At 70.7% G+C, this 15,882-nt stretch carries 14 protein-coding genes; 9 read left to right on the plus strand and 5 right to left on the minus strand.

The genetic code is table 11. The annotated features are described in order from the left end of the window. Positions 1-12: 12 nt before the first annotated feature. The 6 genes from ACIO1C_RS13960 to ACIO1C_RS13985 all read left to right on the plus strand — a co-directional run bounded on the left by ACIO1C_RS13960 (position 13) and on the right by ACIO1C_RS13985 (position 6,108). Positions 13-324 carry an urease subunit beta gene (locus tag ACIO1C_RS13960; protein WP_327237742.1) on the plus strand — a complete coding sequence of 104 codons (312 nt, stop codon included), beginning with the start codon at positions 13-15 and terminating at the stop codon, positions 322-324. Then, positions 317-2,038, plus strand: a complete 1,722-nt coding sequence (locus tag ACIO1C_RS13965; protein WP_401862486.1) for an urease subunit alpha — start codon at positions 317-319, stop codon at positions 2,036-2,038. Before ACIO1C_RS13960 ends, ACIO1C_RS13965 begins: the two co-directional genes overlap by 8 nt. A 43-nt stretch (positions 2,039-2,081) precedes the next feature. Then, entirely contained in the window at positions 2,082-2,756 is a 675-nt protein-coding gene (locus tag ACIO1C_RS13970) for an urease accessory protein UreF (protein WP_401862489.1), read from the plus strand. A 179-nt stretch (positions 2,757-2,935) separates the two neighbouring features. After that, complete coding sequence (gene ureG, locus ACIO1C_RS13975) at positions 2,936-3,616, plus strand: urease accessory protein UreG (protein ID WP_401862492.1); 681 nt, start codon at positions 2,936-2,938, stop codon at positions 3,614-3,616. Continuing rightward, on the plus strand, positions 3,613-4,371 hold the full coding sequence (locus ACIO1C_RS13980; protein ID WP_401862494.1) for an urease accessory protein UreD: 759 nt from the start codon (positions 3,613-3,615) through the stop codon (positions 4,369-4,371). Before ureG ends, ACIO1C_RS13980 begins: the two co-directional genes overlap by 4 nt. Before the next feature lie 147 nt (positions 4,372-4,518). Then, positions 4,519-6,108: an alpha/beta hydrolase gene (locus ACIO1C_RS13985; protein ID WP_401862497.1), complete on the plus strand. Its 1,590-nt coding sequence runs from the start codon at positions 4,519-4,521 to the stop codon at positions 6,106-6,108. A 117-nt stretch (positions 6,109-6,225) separates the two neighbouring features. Here ACIO1C_RS13985 and ACIO1C_RS13990 read toward each other — a convergent pair whose 3' ends face one another. The 3 genes from ACIO1C_RS13990 to ACIO1C_RS14000 all read right to left on the minus strand — a co-directional run bounded on the left by ACIO1C_RS13990 (position 6,226) and on the right by ACIO1C_RS14000 (position 8,571). Next, the gene (locus tag ACIO1C_RS13990; RefSeq protein ID WP_401862499.1) at positions 6,226-6,723 is read right to left on the minus strand and encodes a YbaK/EbsC family protein; all 498 of its coding nucleotides are present in this window, start codon (positions 6,721-6,723) and stop codon (positions 6,226-6,228) included. Continuing rightward, positions 6,720-7,757, minus strand: coding sequence for an NAD-dependent epimerase/dehydratase family protein (locus ACIO1C_RS13995; RefSeq protein ID WP_401863184.1), 1,038 nt, complete (start codon positions 7,755-7,757; stop codon positions 6,720-6,722). Before ACIO1C_RS13995 ends, ACIO1C_RS13990 begins: the two co-directional genes overlap by 4 nt. Before the next feature lie 91 nt (positions 7,758-7,848). Next, on the minus strand, positions 7,849-8,571 hold the full coding sequence (locus tag ACIO1C_RS14000) for a lysophospholipid acyltransferase family protein (protein WP_401862501.1): 723 nt from the start codon (positions 8,569-8,571) through the stop codon (positions 7,849-7,851). Between the two features lie 212 nt (positions 8,572-8,783). Here ACIO1C_RS14000 and lpdA point away from each other — a divergent pair, with 212 nt between their 5' ends. Then, positions 8,784-10,196 (plus strand): dihydrolipoyl dehydrogenase, encoded by a 1,413-nt coding sequence (gene lpdA, locus ACIO1C_RS14005; RefSeq protein ID WP_401862503.1) that lies wholly within the window; start codon positions 8,784-8,786, stop codon positions 10,194-10,196. Positions 10,197-10,241: 45 nt separating this feature from the next. Here the strand turns inward: lpdA and ACIO1C_RS14010 are convergent, their stop codons facing one another. Next, positions 10,242-10,928: a formylglycine-generating enzyme family protein gene (locus tag ACIO1C_RS14010; protein ID WP_401862505.1), complete on the minus strand. Its 687-nt coding sequence runs from the start codon at positions 10,926-10,928 to the stop codon at positions 10,242-10,244. Positions 10,929-11,005: 77 nt separating this feature from the next. Then, positions 11,006-11,344 (minus strand): L-rhamnose mutarotase, encoded by a 339-nt coding sequence (locus tag ACIO1C_RS14015; protein WP_401862507.1) that lies wholly within the window; start codon positions 11,342-11,344, stop codon positions 11,006-11,008. Positions 11,345-11,614: 270 nt separating this feature from the next. Between ACIO1C_RS14015 and ACIO1C_RS14020 the strand changes: the two genes are divergently transcribed. Further along, a complete protein-coding gene (locus ACIO1C_RS14020; RefSeq protein ID WP_401862510.1) occupies positions 11,615-12,445 on the plus strand; it encodes a FadR/GntR family transcriptional regulator in 831 nt (276 codons plus the stop codon). Between the two features lie 168 nt (positions 12,446-12,613). Continuing rightward, entirely contained in the window at positions 12,614-15,859 is a 3,246-nt protein-coding gene (locus ACIO1C_RS14025) for a discoidin domain-containing protein (RefSeq protein ID WP_401862513.1), read from the plus strand. The last annotated feature ends 23 nt before the right edge of the window (positions 15,860-15,882 follow it).

The following is a 15,882-nucleotide window of genomic DNA, read 5'->3' on the forward strand; positions in this document are numbered from 1 at the left end:
GGCGGGCCGCCGATGATTCCCGGAGAGATCCTGCACGGCGACGGGCCGATCGTCCTCAACGAGGGCCGCGAGGTCACCCGTCTGACCGTCCTCAACACCGCCGACCGGCCCGTCCAGGTCGGCTCGCACTACCACTTCGCCGAGGCCAACCCGGGGCTGGAGTTCGACCGCGCCGCCGCGCGCGGCAAGCGCCTGCACATCGCCGCGGGCACCGCCGTGCGCTTCGAGCCCGGCATCCCCGTCGCCGTCGCACTCGTCCCCCTCGCCGGTCTGCGGGTCGTCCCCGGCCTGCGCGGCGAGACCGGAGGTCCCCTCGATGACTGACATCTCCCGCGCCGCGTACGCCGATCTCTTCGGCCCCACCACCGGCGACCGGATCCGCCTCGCCGACACCGACCTGTTCGTGGAGGTGGAGGAGGACCGCTGCGGCGGCCCCGGACGCGCCGGTGACGAGGCGGTGTTCGGCGGCGGCAAGGTGATCCGCGAGTCGATGGGCCAGTCCCGTACGACCCGGGCCGAAGGAGCCCCCGACACGGTGATCACCGGCGCGCTGATCATCGACCACTGGGGCGTCGTCAAGGCGGACCTGGGGATCCGGGACGGCCGCATCACCGGGATCGGCAAGGCCGGCAACCCCGACACCATGGACGGCGTCCACCCCGACCTGGTCATCGGGCCCGAGACCGAAGTGGTCGCGGGCAACGGGAAGATCCTCACGGCGGGCGCGATCGACGCCCACGTCCACTTCATCTCGCCGACCATCGTCGACCAGGCGCTCACGAGCGGTGTCACCACCCTCGTCGGCGGCGGCACGGGACCGGCCGAGGGCACGAAGGCCACCACCGTCACCCCGGGCGCCTGGCACCTCGCCCGGATGTTCGAGGCGCTGGAGACCTTCCCCGTCAACATCGGGCTGCTGGGCAAGGGCAACACCATGTCGAGCGACTCCATGCACGCCCAACTCCGGGGCGGGGCGCTCGGGTTCAAGATCCATGAGGACTGGGGCGCCACCCCCGCCGTCATCGACGCGTGCCTGCGGGTCTGCGAGGAGAGCGGCGCCCAGCTCGCCATCCACACCGACACCCTGAACGAGGCGGGGTTCGTCGGTGACACCCTCGCCGCCGTCGCGGGCCGTACGATCCACGCGTACCACACCGAGGGCGCGGGCGGCGGGCACGCCCCGGACATCATCACGGTCGTCTCCGAGCCGTACGTGCTGCCCAGCTCCACCAACCCGACCCGGCCCCACACCGTCAACACCATCGACGAACACCTCGACATGCTGATGGTGTGCCACCACCTCAACCCGGCCGTGCCCGGGGACCTGGCCTTCGCGGAGTCCCGGATCCGGCCCTCCACCATCGCGGCCGAGGACATACTGCACGACCTCGGAGCCATCTCGATCATCTCCTCCGACGCGCAGGCCATGGGGCGGGTCGGCGAGGTGGTCATCCGGACGTGGCAGACCGCGCACGTGATGAAGAAGCGCCGGGGCGCGCTGCCCGGCGACGGCCGCGCCGACAACCACCGGGTCCGGCGGTACGTCGCCAAGTACACGATCAACCCCGCCGTCGCCCAGGGCCTCGACGGCGAGATCGGCTCGGTGGAGACGGGCAAGCTCGCCGATCTGGTGCTCTGGGACCCGGCGTTCTTCGGCGTCAAGCCCCAACTGGTCATCAAGGGCGGGCAGATCGCGTACGCGCAGATGGGCGACGCCAACGCGTCCATCCCCACCCCCCAACCGGTGCTGCCCCGGCCGATGTTCGGCGCGCTGGGCCGGGCCGCGGCGGCGGGTTCGTTCAACTTCGTGGCGGAGGCGGCGATCGAGGACGGACTGCCCGAACGGCTCGCGCTGGGCAAGAGGTTCGTCCCCATCCGCAACACCAGGGGGCTCAGCAAGGCCGACATGCGGGAGAACGACGCCCGGCCGCGGGTGGAGGTCGAACCGGACACGTTCACGGTGACGATCGACGGCGAACCGGTCGAGCCCGCCCCGGCCACGGAACTGCCTCTGGCGCAGCGGTACTTCCTGTTCTGACGTCCGTGTTTCCGGCCCTGAACCCGACCGAGAGGAGCACCGGATGAGTCACGCGGCCCTGCTCGTCCTCGCCGACGGACGGTTCCCCGCCGGCGGCCACGCCCACTCCGGCGGTGCGGAGGCCGCCGTCAAGGCGGGACGGATCCGCGACGCCCGGGATCTGGCCGCCTTCTGCCAGGGGCGGCTGCACACCACGGGGCTCACCTCGGCGGCGCTGGCCGCGGCCGCCGCCGGGGGCGTGGACCCGCTCGGCCTGGACGAGGCGGCGGACGCCCGTACCCCCTCACCCGCCCTGCGTGCCACGGCCCGCAGACTCGGCCGCCAGCTGATGCGCGCGGCCCGCGCCACCTGGCCGGGCGGCGAACTCGACGCGCTCGCCGCCGCCCGGCCGCGCGGCGCGCACCAACCGGTCGTCCTGGGCGTCACCGCACGCTCCGCCGGACTCACGCCCGGGGACGCCGCGCACTGTGCGGCGTACGAGACCGTCAGCGGCCCGGCCAGCGCCGCCGTACGCCTCCTCAGCCTCAACCCCTTCGAGGCGACCGCCGTCCTGGCCCGCCTCGCACCCGAGCTGGACGAGGTCGCGGCGCGGGCCACCGCGTACGCGGCGCGCGCGGCGGACGAAGGCCTCGACGCGCTGCCCGCCGCGTCGGGGCCCCTGGCGGACATCGCGGCGGAGGCCCACGCGGCCTGGCCGGTCAGACTGTTCGCCTCCTGAGGGGCGAACACCCCCAGACACAGGACCGGCCACCCCCAGACACAGAGGACCGGCCACCCCCAGACACAGGACCGGCCACCCCCGGAGACAGGAAGCCCTCAAGGGTACGAAGCCCACCGGGACCACAAGCCCCCAGAGGCCAGAAGCCCCTCAAGGGCCAGCAGCCAAGGAGTCGCCCCATGCACCTCGACCACAGCCTCCCCGGCCCCGCCGCCGTCAGCGCCGACGCCGCCCGCCCCGACGGCACGCGGCGCGCCCTGCGCATCGGTCTCGGCGGGCCCGTCGGGTCCGGCAAGACCGCCACCGTCGCCGCGCTCTGCCGCGCGCTGCGCGACCAGCTCTCCCTCGCCGTCGTGACCAATGACATCTACACCCGCGAGGACGCCGAATTCCTCCTCCGGCACGCCGTGCTGCCCCCGGAGCGCATTCAGGCCGTCGAGACCGGTGCCTGCCCGCACACCGCGATCCGCGACGACATCTCCGCCAACCTGGAGGCCGTGGAGGACCTGGAGGACGCGGTCGGACCGCTCGACCTGATCCTCGTCGAGTCCGGCGGCGACAACCTCACCGCCACCTTCTCCAAGGGACTGGTCGACGCGCAGGTGTTCGTCATCGACGTGGCCGGCGGCGACGACATCCCCCGCAAGGGCGGCCCCGGCGTCACCACCGCCGACCTGCTCGTGATCAACAAGACGGACCTCGCGCCGTACGTCGGCTCCGACCTCGGCCGGATGGCCCGCGACGCCAAGGAGCAGCGCGGCGAACTCCCTGTCGTCTTCACCTCCTTGAGGGCCGGTGAGGAAGGCGTCGAGCCGGTCGCCGCGTGGGTGCGGGCGCGGCTCGCCGCCTGGACCGCATGAGCGTCCGCGCCACCACCCGTATCGTCGCGACCCGCGAAGGACTGCCCGTCCTCGCGAGCGACGGGCCGCTGGCGGTACGCCGTACCCGCGCGACCGGCACGGGCCACCGCGTCACCGTCGTCGGCGCGATGAGCGCGCCCCTCGGCGGCGACCGGCTCGCCATCGAGGTGCGCGTACGGGACGGGGCCCGGCTGACCGTGGACGCGGCGGCGGCGACGATCGCGCTGCCCGCCCGGATCCCGGCGGGCGCGGACACCGCAGAACCGGCCCACTACGACCTGCGCCTCACCGTGGACGAGGGCGGGGAGCTGCACTGGCTGCCCGAACAGCTCGTCTCGGCCCGGGGCAGCGACCTGCGCATGCGGACGACCGTCGAACTCGCCGCCACCGCCCGCCTGGTGCTCCGCGAGGAACAGATCCTCGGCCGCCACGGCGAAGAGCCCGGCACCCTCCTCACCCGCCTCACCGTCCGCCGCGCCGGCCGCCCCCTCCTCGACCAGGAGCTGCGCCACGGGCCCGGCGCGCCCGGTGGCTGGGACGGCGGAGCGGTCCTCGGCGGACACCGCGCCGTCGGCCAACTCCTCGTCGCGGGACCGGAGTTCGAGGAGAAGCCCGCGCAACCGCTGCTGCTCGGCGACACCGCCGTCCTCACCCCGCTGGCCGGGCCAGGCGTGCTCGTCACCGCCGTCGCGGCGGACGCCCTGGCACTGCGCCGGGTGCTCGACGAGGCGCTGCGCCTGACCGCGTACCGCTGAGCGGGACCGCGGACACCGGTTATTGGTTAGGTAAAGAATGGGCCATGAGGCCTGTTCTCAGCGGACTCACAGGCGTAAGGATCCCGGAGAGTCCGATCGAACGCGTTGTCGCAGGCAGACAGCGCATCACACAGGGGGAGGTTCCACTTGAGACGCACAGCAGTGCTCGGCTCGGCCGGCACTCTGCTCGCCGGCGCGCTCATAGCGGGCGCGGTCGCCGCACCGGCGGCCACCGCCGACGCCCGGCAGACGGGGAACTCCTCGTCGCACAGCGCGTCCTACGGCGCCAAGGTCGCCGCCGACCGGGCCGCCAAGAAGGGCATCGCCTGGGCGGACTGCCCGGCGGACTGGTCGCTGGAGAAGCCCATCCAGTGCGGTTACGTGAGCGTCCCGCTGGACTACACGAAGCCCGACGGCAAGCAGATCAAGCTCGCCGTCGACCGCATCGGCAACACCGGCACCAAGGGCGAGCGCCAGGGTTCGCTGCTCTACAACCCGGGCGGTCCCGGCGGTTCCGGCATGGCGTTCCCGCGCCGCGTCGTCACCAAGAACGCCATCTGGGCCGACGCGGCCAAGGCGTACGACTTCGTCGGCTTCGACCCGCGCGGGGTGGGCCGTTCGACGCCCATCTCCTGCATCGACCCGCAGGAGTTCGTCAAGGCGCCCAAGCTCGACCCCGTCCCGCACAGCGAGGCGGACAAGAAGGCGCAGCGCAAGCTGGCGGCCGCGTACGCGGACGGCTGCGTGAAGCGCAGCGGCTGGATGCTCCCGCAGATGACGACGGCGAACACCGCGCGCGACCTGGACGTCATCCGCGCCGCGCTCGGTGACAAGAAGCTGAACTACGTGGGCGTCTCGTACGGCACGTACCTCGGCGCCGTCTACGGCACGCTCTTCCCGACGCACGTGCGGCGCATGGTCGTCGACAGTGTCGTCAACCCGTCGAAGGACAAGATCTGGTACGAGGCCAACCTCGACCAGGACGTCGCCTTCGAGGGCCGCTTCCTGGACTGGAAGAAGTGGGTGGCGCAGAACGACGCGACCTTCCACATCGGCTCCACCGCCACCAAGGTCCAGCAGGCGTACGACCAGCTCCGCGCCGCCGCCAAGAAGGCGCCCTTCGGGGGCCTCGTCGGCCCGGCCGAGCTCGACGGCCTGTTCCAGAGCGCGGCGTACTACGACTCCAGCTGGGTGCCCGTCGCCTCGACCTGGAGCAAGTACCTCGCCGGTGACACGCAGGCGCTCGTCGACGCGGCGGCCCCCGACCTCTCGGACACCAAGGGCAACATCGCCTCGGAGAACGGCAACGCGGTCTACACCGCCGTCGAGTGCACCGACGCCAAGTGGCCCACCAGCTGGCAGAAGTGGGACCGGGACAACACCCGCCTCAACAAGGACTACCCCTTCCTCACGTGGGGGAACGCCTGGTTGAACCTGCCGTGCGCCACCTGGGGCGTCAAGCAGCAGACCCCGGTCGAGGTCAAGACCGGCAAGGGCCTGCCGCCCGTGCTGATCGCGCAGTCCACGCGCGACGCGGCCACGCCGTACCCCGGCGCGGTCGAGCTGCACAAGCGCTTCAAGGGCTCGCGTCTGATCACCGAGAAGGACGCCGGTTCGCACGGCATCACCAACCTGGTGAACCCGTGCGTCAACGACCGGGTCGAGGCGTACCTGCTCACCGGTGCGGTGGGCGGCAAGGACGTCACCTGCGGTCCGCACGCCACGCCCAAGCCGTAGGGCGACAGGCGAGGTTGAGCTGAGCGACTGATCGACACGAAGGGGCGGCCGGATCCACCGGCCGCCCCTTCTTCGTATTCTTCGTACCCGTGTTCTTCGTACCCGTGTCCGGCCGGGTCAGCCCGCCGGCTGTGAGATCGCGGCGGTCCGCGGCGCGGCGACGGTCCGGTAGTCGGCGGTACGCAGCGCCAACGACCGGTCCAGACGTGCCGCGTTGAAGAAGATCTCCTCTTCCTCCAGGAGCGCCGGATCCACCACCAGCTCCAGCTCCGGATCGAAGGAGAACGGCAGGATCGTCCCGCTGACACTGCCCGCGAGCCGCTCCGCCACCTCGGGCGTCGCGAAGCCCGCGTACGTACCGCCCCACAGGGCCTTCAGCGCGCCCAGGTCCACCCGGCGGTCGCCCGGCACGACGGCCAGCGCGTAACGCTTCGTCTTCTTCCCGGTCTTGACCATCACCACGATGCATTTGGCGGCCTGCCGCAGGGTGTTGCCCCGCAACGCGCTGACCTCCTCGGTCGCGCCCTGCTCGGCGTGCTCGATGACCCGGTACACCGCCCCGTGCTCATCCAGCAGCCCGATCAACTTGTCGTAGGTCTCGTGGGTCTCGCTCACTGCGCTCCCTCTTCGTACGCGTCCAGCCAGGCGTCCTCCGCCGCGTAGTCGAAAAGACCGCCGAACGGAGCGAACTGCGCGGCCAGCTTGGGGAACGTATCCTGCCACTCCCGCTCCCGCAGCCGCGCGACCAGCCACTCGACCGTCGCCGGGAGGGACTCGGCGTAGTCGGTGACGGGCCGGTAGCCCAACTCCCGCTCGGCGGCGGTCATGTCGTACACGATCGGGTGCGCGCCCGACCACGGCGTCGACCCCACGAGGCCCACCGGGGCGGGCCCCTCCACCAGGACCGTCTCGCTCTCATGGCCCATCACCGCGTCGATCGCCCGGCCGATCCCGGCGACGGTCGGCGCCGTGGGGTCCGCCGCGTTGAGCACCCGGGAGCCGGGGCGCAGCGCGGCCAGCCTGATCAGCTCGGCGACGTTGGACGTGTGGACGGGGTGGAAGCGGCTCCTGCCGCCGTACGCCAGGACACGCCGGCGGCGCCCGTCCAGCGCCCGCTTGACGAAGAACAGCTCCCGGGGGGTGCGGGAGTACGGTCCGTGGATCGCGCCCGCCCGCAACAGCGTCGCCGGCAGTGACTCGCCCGCCGCGAGCAGGTCGCGTTCCAGCTGGATCTTGCGCGTGGCGTACGTCGCGTCGCCGGGGGCCACGGTCCGCTGCGTTTCCGGGATGGGTACGGGGTAGTGCGGGGCGCCGTCAGCTTCGCCCTGGGTGTCGAAGCCGCGGCCCCGGTCGTCCTCGTACACCGCACCGCTGGAGATCACGACCGCCGAGCCGATCCGGTCCTGGAGCCCGGTCAGCTGGCGGGCCTCGGTCCGCCCGTACGCCACCAGGTCGACCAGGACGTCGCAGCCGTCGCCCACCACGGCGGCGAGCGCCGCGTCGTCGCCGCGGTCGAGCCGTACCGCCCGTACGTCCTCCGGCCACCGCTCGTCCCTGCCACCGCCCAGCGAGGCGGCGACCACCTCCCAGCCGTCCCGAGCGAGCGCCGGCACCGCGACGCGGCCGATGAGCCCGGCGGCGCCGATCACCACTGCTTTTCCCCTGGTCCCGTTCATAGGGCGACGCTAGAGCGCCGGGTGGCCGGCATCCCAGAGGGTTTCGCCGGTGGCGGATCCGCTGTCAGCGGCGCAGCCGGGGGAACTTCTTCGCGCCCCTGGCCTCGGCCTTCGCGGCCTCCGCCTTGACGTCGGCCGCGTACCGGTCGACGTACTCCTGACCGGACAGCGCGAGGATCGCGTACATGATCTCGTCGGTGACGGCCCTGATGGCGGCCTTCTGGTCCTCCAGGCCCTCGTACCGCGAGAAGTCCAGCGGCTCACCGAAGCGGATGGTGACCCGCTTGATGCGGGGGACCTTCTGCCCGGGAGGCTGGATCTCGAACGTACCGACCATCGCGCACGGCACGACCGGGGCCTTCCCCCTGATCGCCATCACCGCGACGCCGACCTTGCCCTTGTAGAGCCGTCCGTCGTGCGAGCGGGTGCCCTCGGGATAGATCCCGAGCAGCTCGTCCTTGGCGAGCACCCCGAGCCCTTCCCGGATCGCCGCCTGCCCGGCCTCCTTGCCCGACCGGTCCACGGGGATCTGCCCGGCACTGCGGAAGAAGAAGGCGGTCAGCCGCCCTTTGACGCCGGGCCCGGTGAAGTACTCGGCCTTGGCGAGGAAGGTGATGCGCCGTTTGAGGATGGCGGGCATCAGGAAGTGGTCGGAGAACGAGAGATGGTTGCCCGCGACGATCGCGGGGCCTTCGGCGGGGATGTGCTCCAGCCCCTCGATCCGGGGGCGGAACAGCAGCCGCAGCAGGGGCCCGAGGAGCACATATTTGAGCACGTAATAGAACATGGGATACGCCCCTCACTGCTCCGACCGGCCCCAGGGCGGCATTGCCCCAGGTCAGCGGGTGCCCCGGCGGGGGTCAGTGTATGCACACCCGCCCCCACGGGAAAGCGTCCGCGACGAGGCCGGCGAAAGGTGTCCGCGCCGCTTCGGCGTCGTGGGCAGGTCGGCGTAACGGGACGTGAAAGCTTCGATTGATCTGGTCTACGGTGAACCTCATGGACGAACAGGGCGAGCACTTCGATGTCGTCGTACTCGGGGCGGGTCCGGGCGGTTACGTGGCTGCCATCCGGGCCGCGCAGCTGGGCCGGAGCGTCGCGGTCGTGGAGAAGAAGTACTGGGGCGGTGTCTGTCTGAACGTGGGCTGCATCCCCACCAAGGCGCTGTTGCGCAACGCCGAACTGGCGCACATCGTCACGCGGGAGGCGAAGACCTTCGGCATCCGGGTCGACGGCGAGGTGTCCTTCGACTACGGCGAGGCGTACCGCCGCAGCCGGCGGGTGGCGGACGGCCGCGTCAAGGGTGTGCACTACCTGATGAAGAAGAACGGGATCACCGAGGTCGACGGGCACGGCACGTTCGCCGGCCCGAACACCCTGCATGTGACCCAGTCGGACGGCAGTAAGCGTGTCATCGGATTCGACAACTGCGTCATCGCCACCGGTGCCTCCACCCGTCTGCTTCCCGGGACCGCCGTGAGCGACCGTGTGGTCACGTACGAGGAACTCATCCTCAGCGACCAGCTCCCGGAGTCGATCGTGATCGCCGGGGCCGGGGCGATCGGCATCGAGTTCGCGTACGTGCTGCGCAACTACGGCGTCCAGGTGACGATGGTCGAGTTCCTGGACCGGATCGCGCCGCTGGAAGACGTGGACATCTCCGGCGAACTGGCCAAGCGCTACCGTCAGTTGGGCATCGAGGTCCTCACGTCGACCCGGGTCGAAAGGATCGACGAATCCGGGCCGCGCGTGCAGGTCACGGTCACCGCGAAGGACGGATCGTCCAGGGTGCTGGAGACCGACAAGGTTCTCCAGGCCATCGGATTTGTGCCGAACGTCGACGGTTACGGCCTGGAGACGACCGGAGTGGCACTCACCGAGCGCGGCGCGATCGACGTCGACGGCCGCTGCCGGACCTCGGTGCCGCACATCTACGCCATCGGCGACGTGACCGCCAAGCTCATGCTCGCGCACGCCGCCGAGGCGATGGGGGTCATCGCCGCCGAGACCCTCGCCGACGCGGAGACCATGGAGCTCGACTACGTCATGATCCCCCGCGCCACCTACTGCCAGCCCCAGATCGCCAGTTTCGGCTGGACCGAGGCGCAGGCGCGCGAGCGGGGATTCGACGTGAAGGTGGCGACCTTCCCGTTCACCGCGAACGGGAAGGCGCACGGCCTCGGGGATCCGAAGGGCTTCGTGAAACTGCTCAGCGACGCGCGCCACGGTGAGATCATCGGCGCGCACCTGATCGGCCCCGACGTCACCGAACTGCTCCCCGAACTCACCCTGGCGCAGAAGTGGGACCTCACGGTGCACGAGGTCGCGCGCAACGTGCACGCCCATCCGACGCTCGGCGAGGCCATCCAGGAAGCGGTCCACGGGCTGTCCGGGCACATGATCAACCTGTAGAGCGGGTCCGGTGGTGGGCCGGTGGCGGGCCGGTACGGCCGCGTGTCAGCCCACCACCGTCCGTGCCACGCGGAATCCCACGTCGTCGATCCGGAACGTGGGGTGGCTGCGGCGGCGCACCGAGGCGCGGCAGCTCCAGTGTTCGTCGAACCAGCCGCCGCCCCTGAGCACCCGGTACGAGGCGTAGACCTCGGCGTCGTAGAGGTCCCAGCACCACTCCCACACGTTGCCCACCATGTCGTACAGGCCCCACGCGTTGGGCCGCCTGCCGCCCACCTCGTGCACGCGGTCGAGCGAGTTGCCCCGGTGCCAGGCGATGTCGTCGAGCTGCCCGTACCGCGCGTCGGTGGTGCCCGCCCGGCACGCGTGTTCCCACTCGGCCTCGGTCGGCAGCCGGTACCCGTCGGCGGAGGTGTCCCACGCGACGGTCCCGGTGTCGCCGGGGAGGGGTGGGAGGTCGTACGCGGGCGTCAGCCCCTCCTTCTCCGAACGCGCGTTGCAGTAGCGGACCGCGTCCCACCACGACACACCCTCGACCGGCAGCCGGCCGCCCCGCGCGGTGCTCGGAGCCAGGCCGGTGACCTCGGCGTACGACGCCTGGGTGACGGCGAAGACCCCGAGCCGGTACGGCCCCACCTCGACCGGCCAACTGCGCCGCGTCCGCCGGTCGGACAGCGTCACCCGCCCCGGGGGGACGGCTGTGGTCGTCTCGTGTTCCGTGCGCGGGTCCATGAACGGATGATCTCAGCTGCCGGCGAGCCGCGTGCCGGGGCCGCCCGGGAGCCGCACGCCGGGGCCGCCCGCCCCCGTCAGCCGAGGTGGAAGACCTCCTCCGCCGGCGCCCACCACTCACCCTCCGCCGCGTCCTCGACGGGCTGCTGGCAGGGATCGGTGCGCTCCCACCACTCCCGCGTGACCGGATCGGCGGCGATCGAGGCCATGTCGGCCTCGTAGTTGTCCCCGGTGTACTCCAGGTAGCTGAAGAGCACCCCGGCGCGCAGGAAGATCGAGTAGTTGGCGATGTGGGCGCGTTTCAACGCCGCCAGGACGCCGGGCCAGGCCGCCGCGTGCAGCGCGCGGTACTCGGCCTCCTTCTCCGGGCGCAGGCGGATGACGGAGGCGAATCGCCGAGTGGTGGGCTGGGGCACGGCCCGTCCTCCCTGGGTGCGGTGACAGTGGCATCGAGAGTAGTTGTCTCCGGCCCGAGTTGATGTATCTGGTTCATCGGGCTGGATGGACCCTACGTATGGGCGGGCCAACGGGCAACGGTTGCGACGTACATGGGTGTTTTGTACGGATTCATCAAATGAATCAGCCACTCTCCGCACAGAGTTTGGCGCAAACCTTCCCTTCGCCCTGCGCCGGTGTCATAGTGACCGCGCCGATAGATCTGATTCATCTGAACTTGAGGAGGTTGCGTGGTGTCAGGCCCTGCCGGTCCCGCGTCCGGCGGTACGGACGACACGTCCGACCGCTACCGCCCGGGGTACGAACTCGTCGCGGAACAGCTGCTCAACCACATCGCCGAGCAGAACCTGCTTCCGGGTGACCGGCTGCCGACCGAGAAAGGCCTGGCGGAGATCCTCGGGGCCACCCGCAACGTGACCCGCGAGGCCGTCAAGGTCCTCGCGGCGATCGGCCGGCTGAGCGTGCGCAGGGGAGCCGGCATCTTCGTGGCGTCCTCACCGGGCGCGCTGGGCGACGACCGGCTCGCCCACTTCCGGCCGACGAGCATGGAACACGTCCTCATGCTCCTCGACTACCGCCGGCTCATCGAGTCCGAGACGGCGAGACGCGCGGCGACCCTCGCCACCCCGATCGAGGTCCGGGCGATCCGCGAGGCGGCGAACACCTCCCTGGAAGCGGGGAAGGCGGTCGACGCCGAGGCGTTCGCCCACGCCGACGAACTGTTCCACGACGCGGTCGGCATCGCGGCGCACAACGTCTTCCTGCGCTCCAGCGTGGCCAACATCCGCAGCTTCGCCTCGCAGTCGGACGTCCTGCTCTTCCACGGCGACGTGCCGGGCTCCCTCCAGATCGCGGGAGCGCAGCACCTCGCCATCGCCGAGGCCATCGGTTCGGGCGACGCGGACACCGCGGTGCGGCTCATGGCCGAGCACATCTCCACCACCCAGACCCAGTTCGAACGCAAGATCCGCGACAGGCTCTTCAACCAGCCGGCTCACACCACCGGCCCGGCGGTCACACCGCCGGCGCCGGGGGAGCGACAACAGACTTCGGCCTCGTAGCGGACGTCTCGCACGACGCGCGCAGGCCGTCAGAAACCCCGCAGGAACGACCCGGAGCACCCCTCCGGCCCCGTACGCCACCACCCCATTCGTCCCTGGCAGTCGATTGGAATTTCAGTGTCGAAATTTCCCGGCACTCTCCGCACCGTGAAGCGGAGAATGACCCTCATGACCGGCCTCGCGCTGGTCGTCACCGTGGCGATGCCCGTCGGCCTGGCCTCGGCCGGCACGGCGAAGTCCGCGCCGGCCCCGCTCAAGATCTACGTCTCGCCGGGCAAGGGCCGCGACGCCGGCTCCGGCACGGCCTCGCACCCGTACAAGACCCTGACGCACGCCAGGGACCAGGTGCGCGAGCTCAACGACAGGATGAAGCGTGACATCAAGGTCGAGCTGCTGGACGGTACGTACCAGCTCACCGACACCTTCAAGCTGACGAGCGCGGACTCGGGCACCAACGGGCACACGATCACGTACGAGGCCGCGCCCGGCGCCCACCCCGTGATCAGCGGCGGCACGTCCGTGACCGGCTGGACCGTCGCCGACGCCGCGAAGAACGTCTACAAGGCCCACGTCGGGGACATCGACACCCGGCAGCTGTACGTCAACGGCGAACTGGCCACCCGCGCCCGCGGCGCCAAGGACCCCGGCGGCTTCACCAAGACCGCGACCGGCTACAAGGTCACCGACACGAGCCTCGCCGACTGGAAGAACCAGTCGGACCTGGAAGTCGCCAGCCGCTGGGGCTGGAAGCTCATGCGCTGCCCGGTCGACTCGATCGTCGGCACCACGGTGACGATGCAGCAGCCGTGCTGGAAGAACGCCAACCTCCAGCAGGGCCAGGAGATCACTGACCCGACCTGGCTGGAGAACGCCCGGGAGCTGCTGGACACCCCGGGGGAGTGGTACCTCGACAAGAGCGCGGGCGACGTCTTCTACATACCCAAGGCCGGCCAGGACCTCGCGACCGCGAAGGTGACCGTGCCGCGCGTCCAGGACCTGGTGGACCTGAACGGCACCCTCTCCGAGCCGGTCACCGACGTCACGTTCAAGGGCATCACGTTCTCCTACTCGACGTGGCTCGCGCCCAGCTCGGACGACGGACTGATCGAGGGCCAGGCGGGCTTCCGCATGGTCGGCAAGGACAACCCGGACTTCGACTCCACCCGGCTGCACTGGCAGAAGACGCCCGGCGCGGTCAACGTGAGCTACGGCCACGACGTGTCGTTCCTGGACAACACCTTCACGCACCTCGGCGCCGTCGGGCTGAACCTCAACACCGGTACACAGGGAACCACGATCACCGGCAACGTCTTCCGGCAGATCGCCGGGACGGGCATCCAGATCGGTGGCACCGACGTCATCGACCACCACCCGGGCGACCCCCGGTCGATCACCAAGAACACCACGGTCAGCAACAACGTGGTCACCAACGTGGCGGACCAGTACACCGGTTCGCTGGGCATCATGGCGAGCTACACCGACCACACCGTCATCACGCACAACAAGGTCTACGACCTCCCGTACAGCGGAATCTCCCTCGGCTGGGGCTGGGGCCTCACCGACAAGGGCGGTGACACCAACTACCCCGGCAACTCGGGCGTCCCGGTCTACGACACACCGACACCCGCCAAGAACAACGTCATCAGTGACAACGAGATCAGCGACATCATGAAGCTCCAGGCCGACGGGGGTGCCATCTACACACTGAGCTCCAACCCCGGCAGTGTCGTCTCGGGCAACTACATCAAGGGTGTCCCCGAGCCCGCCTACGGCGCGATCTACCACGACGAGGGAAGCCAGTACTTCCACACCACGCAGAACGCGTTCTGTGACGTCTCGTACCAGTGGCTGCTCATGAACCACGGCCTGGACATCACCGCGGACCGCAACTTCACCACGCAGCCCAACTACACGACCCAGGCGAACACCATCGGCACCTACGTCGCCGACAACACCAAGGTCGACGGCTGCGCCCAGCTGCCCGCCTCGATCGTCGAGAACGCCGGGCTCCAGCCGCAGTACCGCCACCTGGACCCCGACCCCGCCACCACGGACCGTACGGCGCCCACCGCGCCCGGCACCCCGACCGTGAAGGCCGGCTTCCCGACCGTCACCGACCTCAGCTGGGCCACGTCGCAGGACAGCACCGGCGTCACCGGGTACGCGGTGTACCTCGACGGCAAGGTCGTCAGCGCCTCCACCAAGCCCACCGCCCGCGTCACCGGCCTCACCGCGGGCAAGAAGTACACCTTCACGGTGACCGCCCGCGACGCCGCCGGCAACGAGTCCAGGGCGAGCAGGCCCACCGTGGTGACCATGCCGTCCGGCGCCAACGTCGCCAAGGACAAGCCGGTCACGGCCTCCTCGTACTCCGAGGCCAACACCCCCGCACGCGCGGTCGACGGCGACCTCTCCACCCGCTGGGCCCAGGGCCTCGGCCTCTCCGACCCCTCCTGGATCCAGGTCGACCTCGGCGCCCAGTACGACCTGACCGGGGCGATCACCACCTTCGAGAAGGCCGGCGGCTACAAGTACCGCGTCGAGGTCTCCCCGGACGAGGTGCACTGGGTCACCCTGGAGGACCACACCGGCGCGGCCACCACCGAGGCGACCAACTACTCGTCCGCCGCCAAGCCGACCGCGGGACGCTACCTGAAGCTCACGGTCACCGGCTCCAACGGCAACGGCGGCAGCCTCTACGAGCTCCAGGCCTACGGCTCCGTACAGCCGCCGAACACCGACACCCAGGCGCCGGCCGCGCCCGCCGCGCCGAAGATCTCCCCGCTGGTGCCCGGCACGGCCGACCTCACCTGGACGGCCCCGGCCGACAACGTCGGTGTGGCCACCTACGAGGTCTTCCAGGACGGCAGGCGGATCGCCGTCACCGACAAGACGAGCCTGCGGCTCACCGATCTGGCCTCCGGACAGAAGTACAGCTTCACGGTGGTCGCCGTGGACGGCGCGCTCAACGCCTCCGCACCCAGCCCGGCCGCCGACGTGACTCTCCCGGCCTACGTCAACCTGGCCCTGAACAAGCCGGTCACGGTGTCCTCGTACTCCGAGCCCAACACCCCCGGGCTCGCCGTCGACGGTGACCTCTCCACCCGCTGGGCCCAGGGCCTCGGCCTCCCGGACCCGTCCTGGATCCAGGTCGACCTGGGCAGGACCGCCTCCGTCTCGGGCGTGGTCACCACGTTCGAGCTCCAGAACGGCTACAAGTACCGGATCGAGTACTCCACCGACGGCACCACCTGGTCGACGCTGGAGGACCACACCGCCGCGGCCACCTCGGGACGGACGAACATCTCCCTTCCCGACGCGCCGGTCTCCGCCCGCTACCTCCGGCTCACGGTCACCGGGTCCAACTGGAACGGCGGCAGCTTGTACGAGCTCCAGGCGTACGGCGACTTCTGATCCCGCGATTCCGAGGGGGAGCC

It is taken from the genome of Streptomyces sp. NPDC087420 (genome assembly GCF_044744165.1).
Classification (GTDB): domain Bacteria; phylum Actinomycetota; class Actinomycetes; order Streptomycetales; family Streptomycetaceae; genus Streptomyces.

Bases quoted from the DNA above. Each gene is read 5' to 3' on its own strand.
- ACIO1C_RS14025 (WP_401862513.1), top strand. From the start codon at position 12,614: ATGACCGGCCTCGCGCTGGTCGTCACCGTGGCGATGCCCGTCGGCCTG.
- ACIO1C_RS13970 (WP_401862489.1), top strand. From the start codon at position 2,082: ATGAGTCACGCGGCCCTGCTCGTCCTCGCCGACGGACGGTTCCCCGCC.
- lpdA (WP_401862503.1), top strand. From the start codon at position 8,784: ATGGACGAACAGGGCGAGCACTTCGATGTCGTCGTACTCGGGGCGGGT.
- ACIO1C_RS13980 (WP_401862494.1), top strand. From the start codon at position 3,613: ATGAGCGTCCGCGCCACCACCCGTATCGTCGCGACCCGCGAAGGACTG.
- ACIO1C_RS13960 (WP_327237742.1), top strand. From the start codon at position 13: ATGATTCCCGGAGAGATCCTGCACGGCGACGGGCCGATCGTCCTCAAC.
- ACIO1C_RS14000 (WP_401862501.1), bottom strand. From the start codon at position 8,571: ATGTTCTATTACGTGCTCAAATATGTGCTCCTCGGGCCCCTGCTGCGG.
- ACIO1C_RS14010 (WP_401862505.1), bottom strand. From the start codon at position 10,928: ATGGACCCGCGCACGGAACACGAGACGACCACAGCCGTCCCCCCGGGG.
- ureG (WP_401862492.1), top strand. From the start codon at position 2,936: ATGCACCTCGACCACAGCCTCCCCGGCCCCGCCGCCGTCAGCGCCGAC.
- ACIO1C_RS13965 (WP_401862486.1), top strand. From the start codon at position 317: ATGACTGACATCTCCCGCGCCGCGTACGCCGATCTCTTCGGCCCCACC.